Source organism: Arthrobacter sp. NPDC056493, assembly GCF_042795115.1.
In the GTDB taxonomy this organism is placed as follows: domain Bacteria; phylum Actinomycetota; class Actinomycetes; order Actinomycetales; family Micrococcaceae; genus Arthrobacter.
Window position 1 is genome coordinate 18527 of record NZ_JBHTSL010000067.1, and the last position, 9508, is coordinate 28034.

Sequence of the window (9508 nt, forward strand, 5' to 3'; positions counted from 1 at the left end):
TATGCGCCTGAATCGGCCAACCGCGTAGTGATTGGCCCGGACATCCCTTCGGGCGGCCGCCGACTGCGGTACGGCTATGCTGAGGAACGCCGGGAGGGCCCGGCGGGGGCGTGGCCGCAAGGACCATCGCCATTGGTCGCGGAAGGACAAGCGAATGGGGCGTGCGACAGTCCAGGACGTTGCGAAAGCAGCTGGAGTGTCTGTGGGGACGGTCTCCCGCGTCCTGAATGGAAGTCCGGCAGTCAGCGAGTCGAGCAGGGACAAGGTCAACGCAGCAATCCGCCAGCTCAGTTACCGGCCCCTGGCTTCCGCCCGCGACCTTCGCAGGGACCGGACCATGCGCGTCCTGGCCCTCGCCAAGAATCTGGACTCACTGGTGATCAGTGAAGTCTTCCGCGGTGTCGGCGACGCCGCGGCGGAATCGGGCTATGTCAGCCTCATCGCAGCGACGGCCGGGGACCTGGAGCGCGAACAACAACTGGTGGACATGCTGCGGAACGGCTCCGTGGACGGACTGGTCCTGTTCTCGCCGACGATGTCGGATGGCGACGTCGATGCGGTGGCCGAGCAGCTGAGTGTTGTCCAGGTCTGTGAGATTGTGGACGCCGAAGCGGCGTTCGGCGTGTCCATCGACGACCGTCAGGCCGCTTTCGACATTACGCGGCATCTGATCGACACCGGCAGCCGGCGGCTGGCCATGATCGGGCACAGGGCCGCCCGCTCTGGCCGGCTGCGCGAGGCGGGCTTTCGGCAGGCAGTCGCCGATGCGGGCCTGTCGCCGGAGCTGATGCTGTTCGGAGAAGGCAGTTTCGGCTTCCACGCCGGGCGCAGGCTGGCCCGGGAGCTGCTGGAGGCGGAGCACCTTCCGGACGCGGTGTTTTGCGGTACCGACATCGTGGCGGCCGGATGCGTCCGTGAACTCACCGACGCCGGGCTGCGGGTGCCGGACGACATTGCTGTGGCAGGTTTTGATGACTCCGCCCAGGCGGAGATGTGCGTCCCGGAACTGACCACTGTCCGGCAGCCGGCCTATGAGATGGGCCGGGTGGCATTCGCGGAGCTCCTTGAGCGGATGACAGTGCCCGGTGCGCACCGACGTGGCCGCACCTTCCTCCCGCACGAACTCGTGGTGCGGGACTCCACCAAGGGTTAAACCGGGGGTTGACAGCCTCGCGTGGCGCCTGTCACACTACTTTGGAATCGATTCCACGGCCACGGGCCGATTTTTTTGGTGCACACATGGAATCGATTCCAAAGTAGACATGGAAGCATCGGCAAAGAAGCCATGCTCAGGGTGCGTGGCAGTCTCCGTTGCTGCCGCCACGCTGAGCTTCCCACTTCCCACAGACCCCCAAAGGAGCCACTTGTGGACTTGATTCGACCTGCTTCTCCGCTCCAGGAGGACACTGCAACATCCCAGAACGCTGCGGCCCAGGCAGCCGCGCCTAGAGCTGAACGGGGCGGTTCGCCGCGGCGGCGACGCCTCATCGTTGGCGCAGCCGCGGCAATGGCCGCAGGCCTGTTGGTGAGCGGGTGCGGTGGCGGCGCGGCCACCCAGGGTGCGGAAAAAGCGGCAGCTGCCGATCCGGCGTCGGGCGCTAGTGCTACCGGCAGTGTCAGCATCTGCGGCGGCAAAGACGCCTCCGGTATCTACAAGGGCACCGCAGAAGCGTTCAGCAAGGCGAACGGCAAAGTCACCGCCAAGTACACCGAGATCGGGGCCACCACCGACGAGGCCCGGACACAGGCTGTGCAGCGTCTCGAAGGCAAGTCCACCGAATGCGACATCTTCGTCACGGACGTCATCTGGACCTCCGAGTTCGCCTCCCAGGGCTGGCTGGTGGACCAGACCAAGCTCGTCGAGGCCAACAAGGACCGGCTCATTCCCTCCACAGTGGAGACCACCAAGTACGAAGACAAGTACTGGGCCTCGCCGTTCTTCACCAACGCGGGACTGGTGTACTACCAGAAGGACAAGGTGGCCAGGCCCGCGACCTGGCAGCAGCTCTACGCAGAAGCAGCCAAGGCCCCCGGCAATGGATTCGTCTACCAGGGCAAACAGTACGAGGGCCTGACGGTGAACTTCCTTGAGATGCTGTACAGCGCCGGCGGTGAGGTGCTCAACGACAAGGGCGAGGTCAGGATTGACTCACCGGAGACCCGCAAGGTCCTCGATTTCATGCGCAAGGGCCTCAAGGACGGCTCGGCGGACCGCGCTGTCCTGACGTACAACGAGGACCCGGCCCGCCTGGCCTACGAATCCGGCAACTTCGGTTACCAGCGCAACTGGCCGCACGTGTACCGCCTGCTCAATGCCACGGCGCTGGCAGGCAGCTTCGGTGTGGCGCCGCTGCCGGCATGGGAAGGCGGCAAGGCCTCCGGCGTGCTGGGTGGCTGGAACCTGGCCATCTCGGCCCACTCCACGAACCAGGCCGCGGCCGTGGCGTTCATCGACTTTGCCACGACCCCCGAATGGCAGAAGCACGTGGCCATGGACTACTCCCAGGCCCCGGTCAATGAGGCCGCGTACTCCGACGCGGCGGTGCTCGAGAAGATGCCGTTCGCCACGGAACTGCTCGCCTCCGTCAAGGGTGCCAAGCCGCGTCCCATCTCCCCGGTCTACCCGCAGATCTCCCAGGCGATCTACAAGAACGTCTACGCCGTTCTCTCCGGCACCGCCTCCACGGAGGAGGCCGTGAAGAAGATGGCCGAGGAAATCACCACCGCCAAGGCGAGCTTCTGATCATGTCGACCAGGACACTCTTCCCCGGCCGCCTGAACGGCCCCGGCCGCCTGAACGGCCCTGGCCGCCTGAACGGCCCCGGCCGCCTGAACGGCCCGGGCCGCGGCGTTCCCAGCCGCGACCGGGCCGAGCGGCGGCTCGCCATCCGGATGACGGCCCCGTCGCTCGTCCTGATGGCATTGGTGGCGGCGGTCCCCATCGGGTACGCGATCTGGCTGTCCCTGAACCAGTACAGCGTCCGCACTGCCGGCCTCTCCCGCTTCGTGGGCATGGAGAACTACATCACGGCGCTGAGCAGCTCCGAATGGTGGGCCGCCTTCGGCCAGACGTTCCTGTTCGCCGCCCTTTCGGTCTCCCTGGAGCTGGTCCTCGGCACCGCCATGGCCCTGCTTCTGAACCTCGCGTTCAAGGGCCGCGCACTCCTGCGCACCGTGGTCCTGCTGCCCTACGCGATCGTCACCGTGGTCAGCGCCATCACCTGGCAGACGATGTTCCAGCCCAACCTGGGCCTGGTCACCAACGTCCTTTCTGCCCTGGGGCTGCCGGGCGGCGACGTCGTCTGGCTCGGCGAACATGGATACGCCATGGCCGTGATCGTCCTGGCCGACGTTTGGAAGACAACACCGTTCGCGGCCCTCATCATCCTGGCCGGCCTGCAGGTCATCTCCGCTGAGACCTACGAGGCAGCAGAGCTCGACGGCGCCAGCAAGTGGCAGACGTTCGTGCACATCACCCTGCCGCTGCTGCGTCCTGCGATCGTCCTGGCCGCAATCTTCCGCACCATGGATGCCCTGCGGGTCTTCGACCTGCCGTTCGTGCTCACCCGCGGCGCCAACGGTACCGAGTCCATGTCGATGCTGGCCTACAGCCAGCTGCGGGAAAACCGGCTGGTGGGCGAAGGGTCGGCGCTGTCCATCCTGACCTTCCTGACGGTCATGGTGGTCTCCGTCATTTACATCCGCTTCGCCGGGGGCAACATCCGCGAAGTCGCCAAGGAGGAACAATGAGCACGCTGACCGCAGAACGCCCGACGGCGGAACTCACCACGCGTTCGACGGCACCGAAGCGCCGGCTCCGCGGCGCGGCGAAGCTGCACCCTCTTGTGTGGGTGTTCGTCATTGCCGTCATGGGCTTCTCGCTCATACCGTTCTACTGGCTGGTCAACACCTCGCTCAAGAAGGGTACGAGCCTGTCCAAGGGCGAACTCTTCCCCAGCCAGCCCAGCCTGGAGAACTACCTGGTGGTGTTCCAGAACGCCGAGTTCCTCCTGGCCCTGCGCAATTCGGTGATCATCGCCGTCGTCACCACCACGGTGGCACTGGTGTTTGCCTCCTTCGCCGCCTACGCCCTGGCCAGGCTAAAGATGCGCCGCAAGGCCATGATCCTGACCCTCATCCTGTCCGTAACAACCTTCCCGGCCATCGCCATCGCGGCCCCGATGTTCTCGATCTGGCGCGAAATCGGCCTGTACGACACACTCCTGGGCCTCATCATCCCGAAGCTGACCTTCGCGTTGCCGCTGGCGATCTACACGCTGACGTCCTTCTTCAAGGAGATCCCGCGGGAGCTCGAGGAATCGGCGTACATGGACGGGGCCACGCCGTTCACCGCCTTCCGCAAGGTCATTCTTCCCCTGGCGGTCCCGGGCCTCGCCACCACCGCGATCCTGGTGTTCATCTCGGTCTGGAACGAATTCCTGCTTGCCGTCACGCTGACCACCTCGCCGGAGGCCCGCCCGGTCCCGGTTGCCATCGCCTTCTTCAGCGGAACCAGCGAGTTCGACCAGCCACTGGGCACCATCAGCGCCGCGTCGGTGATCATCACGGTCCCGCTGGTCATCCTGGTGCTCGTGTGCCAGAAGCGCATCGTTTCCGGGATGACAGCCGGCGCCGTCAAGGGCTAAGCCCCACCACCGAATCCAGACCCACCCACAGACTCCAACGAGAACCACAGAAAGAACAGGAACAACGTGAGCATTCAGCAGCAGGCTTCGTCCGCACCCCTCAAGGTAGGAGTTGTGGGCATCGGCTGGGCCGGCCAGCAGCACCTGAAGGCGTACAGCACCATCGACGGCGTCCAGATTGTCGCCGTCGCCGGCATGGAGCAGGAACTCCTGGCCCAAATGAAGGACGAATACAGCATTCCGCACGCCTTCGCCCGCTGGGAAGACCTGATCGAGCTCGACGGCCTCGACGCCGTCAGCGTGGCCGTCCCCACCTTCCTGCACGCACCGATCTCCATTGCGGCACTGGAACGCGGACTGCACGTGCTGAGCGAAAAGCCGCTGGCCCGCAACGGCGTCGAGGGCCAGGCCATGGTCGACGCCGCCCGGAAGGCGGGGCGCGTCCTGGACGTCGCCTTCAACCACCGCCGCCGCGGTGACATCCAGGCACTCAAGCAAGTGATTGACGACGGCGGTGTGGGCCGCCCGTACTACGCCAAGGCATCCTGGCTCCGCCGCCAGGGCATTCCCACGCTCGGCAGCTGGTTCACCAACCCCGAGCTCGCCGGCGGCGGGCCGCTGGCGGACATCGGCGTCCACGTCCTGGACTATTCCCTCCACCTCCTGGGCGAACCGAAGGTCGTGGCGGTCTCGGCCTCGACGCATTCCGAACTTGGCCCGCGCGGCCTCGGCGGCAACGCCCGCTACACCGCCACCACATCCAGCCACAAGTTCGAGGTGGAAGACTTCGCGTCCGCGTTCATCCGGCTGGAAGGCGGCGGGACCCTCGTCCTGGAAGCAGGATGGGCCAGCTACCGTGACGAGCGCGACCTGATCGACTTCACCGTCTACGGCACCGACGGCGGAGCGGAACTGCGCTCGGTGGGAGCTTCCGAAACTCCGGTGGCGGAAGTGCGCGTCTTCGCGGAGAAGGACGGTGAAAACGCCGACTTCAACGTGGTGGCCGAACCCGGCCGCGCCCACCAGGCCGTCGTCGACGACTTCATTGCCGCCGTCCGCGGCGGCGAGACCGTCTGGGGCAGCCACGACGGATCGCTTGCCTTGAGCCGCGCCCTGGTCCTCGATGCCTGCTACAAGTCCGCCCGCGAGCAGCGTGAAGTGGTGCTCTGATATGTCTGATAAGAAACTGAAGGTCGTCGTCTGGAACGAGGCCGTCCATGAGGCCCGCAACGAGCCGGAAACCATGGCCGGGATGTACCCGGAAGGCATCCATGGCGCCATCGCGGCCGGGCTCCGGGCCTTCTACCCGGACGCGGAAATCACGACGGCGACGCTCGCCGATCCGGAACACGGACTGTCCGAAGAGGTCCTGGCCCAGATCGACGTGCTGCTGTGGTGGGGGCACATCGCGCACCAGGAAGTCAGCGACGACGTGGTGGAACGCGTGCAGCGCCACGTCCTGGGCGGCATGGGCCTGGTGGTGCTGCATTCCGGGCACTTCGCCAAGATCTTCACCAGGCTGCTCGGCACCACCTGCTCACTGAAGTGGCGCAACGAGGGCGAACGCGAACTCGTGTGGACGGTCAAGCCTTCACACCCGATTGCGGCCGGCGTCGAAAGCCCCATCGTCATCCCCCAGCAGGAAATGTACGGGGAGCTGTTCGACATCCCGGAGCCCGATGACCTGATCTTCATCAGCTCCTTCACCGGCGGCGAGGTGTTCCGCTCCGGCGTGACGTTCTCCCGGGGCAAGGGCCGGATCTTCTACTTCAGCCCCGGCGACCAGGAATACCCGGTGTACCACCAGCCGCAGATCCAAAGGGTCATTGCCAACGGCGTTGGCTGGGTGGCGCAGCCGGACCGGTTCCGTGCGGCACCGGAGGTCTCCAACCCGGACCGCGGCTGGTTCGACAAAGACTAGGCACTTTCGCAAACCCGCGCCCGGCCCACCGCAAAAGATCCCAGGAGCACCATGACCACCTCCCCTGCACCGTCAGATCCCCGCCCGTTGGGTGTGGCAATGATCGGCTATGCCTTCATGGGCAAGGCCCACTCGAATGCCTGGCGGAACGTGGCCAGCTTCTTCGACGTCCCCGCCTTCGAGCAGAAAGTGCTCGTGGGCCGGGACGCCGGCAAGGTGGCCCAGGCCGCAGCCAGGTACGGCTGGGCCGGGTCCGCCACCGACTGGCGCTCCGTGATTACCCGGGACGACATCGACATCGTGGACATCTGCGCCCCGGGCTGGATGCACGCAGAGATCGCCATCGCCGCCCTCGAAGCCGGGAAGCACGTACTCGTGGAAAAGCCATTGGCCAACACCATCGCTGAGGCCGAAGCCATGAGTGCGGCAGCCGCGGCGGCCGCAGCCAAGGGCGTCCAGTCGATGATCGGGTTCAACTACCGGCGTGTGCCGGCCCTGGCGCTGGCCCGCGAACTCATCGCCGAAGGCAGGCTTGGCACTGTCCGGCACGTCCGGGCGGCGTATTTGCAGGATTGGCTCGCGGACGCCGGGGCCCCGATGAGCTGGCGTTTGCGGAAGGAAACCGCAGGCTCGGGCGCTCTCGGCGACATCGCGTCCCACGCCATAGACCAGGTCCAGTTCCTCACCGGTGAGACTGTCACCGAGGTGACCGGAACGCTGAGGACCTTTGTGGCCGACCGGCCGGGCCCGAAGGGCTTGGAACAGGTGACCGTTGACGACGCCGCCTGGGCCACGCTGGGGATGACCGGCAATGTCAGTGCGTCCGTGGAGGCCTCCCGGGTTGCCACCGGCCAGAAGAACAGCCTGGGCATCGAGGTCTACGGTTCACTCGGGTCGCTGACATTCGACCTGGAGAACCTGAACGAACTGAATTTCCTGGACGCCAGCCTCCCGGTCCGTGAGCAGGGTTTCCGCCGGATCCTGGTCAACGAACCGGAGCACCCGCACATGGACGCGTGGTGGCCGCAAGGCCACATCATCGGCTGGGAACACACCTTCACGCACCAGATCCGCGACTTCCTCGCCGCCGTCAGCGCGGGCGAGGCGCCGACGCCGTCGTTCGAGGAAGGCCTCCGGGTCCAGCGGGTGTTGGCCGCGATCGAAGAGTCCGCCAGCAACAGGAGCACCATCACCCGGGTGGACCGGATGGCGTTCGCTACCGAGGGGACCTGACGCCCGGCCGTAGAAAGCTATTCATGCCCGCCCGCAGCCAGCCCCACGCCCACGGCCGCCACAAACGCGTCCGTCTCCACTGACCGCAGACTTACGGGCGGGCTGCGTCCACGAGGACGTCGTCGATCCGGGACAGCACCCCGGGCCAGCCGCTGCCCATGCCGTCGAAGGCCTGCTGGCCCATCGGGGTGTCGAGTTTGAAACCGGCGTGCTCGAGGTGCAGGACCGTTCCATCCTCGACGGCCTCGAGCGTCCACGTGACGGTGGTGTCCAGGGTGCCTTCAGCGAAAAGGAAGCTGATGGAGGTGCCGGGGTCGACGCTGAGGACTTCGCACTGCTGGGTGCCCCAGGCGCCCATGTCGAGGGTGAAGCGGTGGCCCGCGGTAGGGGCGATATCGCCCGGCGCCCACCAGCGGGCGAGCAGGTCCGGCGTCGTGAGCGCCTTCCAGACTGCCTGGGGCGGGTGCGGGAAGCGGCGCGTGAGGCGGATCGTGTTGTCGGTCATTTTGGGTTCTCCCCGTTCAGTAGGTTGCTGTCCAGTAGGTTGCCCAGCGCATCGAGGCGCCGGTTCCAGTAGTGCTCGTAATGCTTTAGCCAGCCGTCCACCTCGGCCAGGCCGTCGGCCTGAAGGTGGTACACCCGGTGCCGTCCCTGCCGCTCTTCCCGGACGAGCCCGGCCTCGCGGAGCACGGCAAGGTGTTCCGACGCCGTGGAACGGCTCTGCGCGAGCAGGCCCGTGAGGTCGCCCGCTGTCCGCGGCCCGTTCCGGAGCTCGTCGAGGATGGTGCGCCGCGAAGGGTTCGCGAGGGCACCGAAGATGTCGGGAAGCACGCCTGCATAATATGTCGGAAATTTCCGAAATGAAAGTGCGGACCCTATTGGCGCCGGATCTTGGGGCCATGTGCCGCGCAAATCTGCACCACTTTCGCGGACACCAGAGGCCCTCGCCCGCGGTTTCTCGGGGCACCTCCGTGCAACGGCGGGCCAAAGTGGTGCAGATTTGCCGGGCCAGGCCTCATGGAGCGGGTGGCTGGAGGTTTTGGCGACAGATTTGCCGAAAAATCCCTGTTTCGCGGGGCCCCGGGCCCGTAAAATAAAGGTGGGGCCGACGGCAAGAGCCCCGGTGAGCGATCCTTACGAGCCCGGGGTGCCTTCCCAACCGCCGCCGGCCCTTATGAATGCTGCCAGCGGGTACCAGAGGTTCCGATCCGGTCACGCTCCACCGGCAACTCTTCCTGCAAGATCACGCCCATGTGACCATTGGGCATGAGCGAAGAACTTCTGGCGGCGGCACCCTCCGGCGGTGGCGCCCCCCGCAATCGAACGGCCGGACTGATCCATTCCGAAGGCTCCGAGGCAACACGGCAGATGCGTGAACGGGCCAAACGGCGCCGGGAAGCAGAAGCGAAGCTGCAGCTGCACCTGATGGAAACCCGCAACAAGGCAGCCGGAACACCCGACCCCGCACTCTGAGAGCCCTGAACTCTGAGAGCCCTGAACTCTGAGAGCCCTGAACTCTGACAGCCCCGCACTCCGGGGCCACTCCGGCTGAAAGCCCCACGCCACCCCCTACGCCCGTTGCGGGACGTGCGCCTCTGCAGCAGCGGAACCCTGCCGCTGCAGGGACCTCCGCCGGCAGTTTGTTGGGGGAGCCGAGGGCGCGGTAGTCCCAGCCGGCGGCGCGGTAGGCGTCGGCGTTGAGTGCGTG

General features: G+C 66.2%; 10 protein-coding genes. 8 read left to right on the top strand and 2 right to left on the bottom strand.

The features are described from left to right. Positions 1 to 154 precede the first annotated feature (154 nt). The 7 genes from ACFQ50_RS20860 to ACFQ50_RS20890 all read left to right on the top strand — a co-directional run bounded on the left by ACFQ50_RS20860 (position 155) and on the right by ACFQ50_RS20890 (position 7800). Positions 155 to 1153, top strand: coding sequence for a LacI family DNA-binding transcriptional regulator (locus tag ACFQ50_RS20860; RefSeq protein WP_377997529.1), 999 nt, complete (start codon positions 155 to 157; stop codon positions 1151 to 1153). Between the two features lie 213 nt (positions 1154 to 1366). Beyond that, on the top strand, positions 1367 to 2743 hold the full coding sequence (locus ACFQ50_RS20865) for an ABC transporter substrate-binding protein (RefSeq protein WP_377997530.1): 1377 nt from the start codon (positions 1367 to 1369) through the stop codon (positions 2741 to 2743). 2 nt (positions 2744 to 2745) lie between these two features. Then, on the top strand, positions 2746 to 3750 hold the full coding sequence (locus ACFQ50_RS20870; protein WP_377997531.1) for a carbohydrate ABC transporter permease: 1005 nt from the start codon (positions 2746 to 2748) through the stop codon (positions 3748 to 3750). Then, positions 3747 to 4646, top strand: a complete 900-nt coding sequence (locus tag ACFQ50_RS20875; RefSeq protein WP_377997532.1) for a carbohydrate ABC transporter permease — start codon at positions 3747 to 3749, stop codon at positions 4644 to 4646. Before ACFQ50_RS20870 ends, ACFQ50_RS20875 begins: the two co-directional genes overlap by 4 nt. Before the next feature lie 66 nt (positions 4647 to 4712). Beyond that, positions 4713 to 5816, top strand: a complete 1104-nt coding sequence (locus ACFQ50_RS20880; RefSeq protein WP_377997533.1) for a Gfo/Idh/MocA family protein — start codon at positions 4713 to 4715, stop codon at positions 5814 to 5816. A gap of 1 nt (position 5817) precedes the next feature. Then, entirely contained in the window at positions 5818 to 6567 is a 750-nt protein-coding gene (locus ACFQ50_RS20885; protein ID WP_377997534.1) for a ThuA domain-containing protein, read from the top strand. Positions 6568 to 6618: 51 nt separating this feature from the next. Continuing rightward, positions 6619 to 7800, top strand: a complete 1182-nt coding sequence (locus ACFQ50_RS20890; RefSeq protein WP_377997535.1) for a Gfo/Idh/MocA family protein — start codon at positions 6619 to 6621, stop codon at positions 7798 to 7800. Positions 7801 to 7891: 91 nt separating this feature from the next. On the opposite strand, the gene ACFQ50_RS20895 is transcribed toward ACFQ50_RS20890, so the two are convergent. Together ACFQ50_RS20895 and ACFQ50_RS20900 are read right to left on the bottom strand one after the other, a co-directional pair. Next, on the bottom strand, positions 7892 to 8305 hold the full coding sequence (locus tag ACFQ50_RS20895; protein ID WP_377997536.1) for an SRPBCC domain-containing protein: 414 nt from the start codon (positions 8303 to 8305) through the stop codon (positions 7892 to 7894). Continuing rightward, a complete protein-coding gene (locus ACFQ50_RS20900; protein WP_377997537.1) occupies positions 8302 to 8631 on the bottom strand; it encodes an ArsR/SmtB family transcription factor in 330 nt (109 codons plus the stop codon). Before ACFQ50_RS20900 ends, ACFQ50_RS20895 begins: the two co-directional genes overlap by 4 nt. Positions 8632 to 9066: 435 nt before the next feature. On the opposite strand from ACFQ50_RS20900, the gene ACFQ50_RS20905 reads away from it, so the two are divergent. Further along, positions 9067 to 9273: a hypothetical protein gene (locus ACFQ50_RS20905; RefSeq protein WP_377997538.1), complete on the top strand. Its 207-nt coding sequence runs from the start codon at positions 9067 to 9069 to the stop codon at positions 9271 to 9273. Positions 9274 to 9508 lie beyond the last annotated feature (235 nt).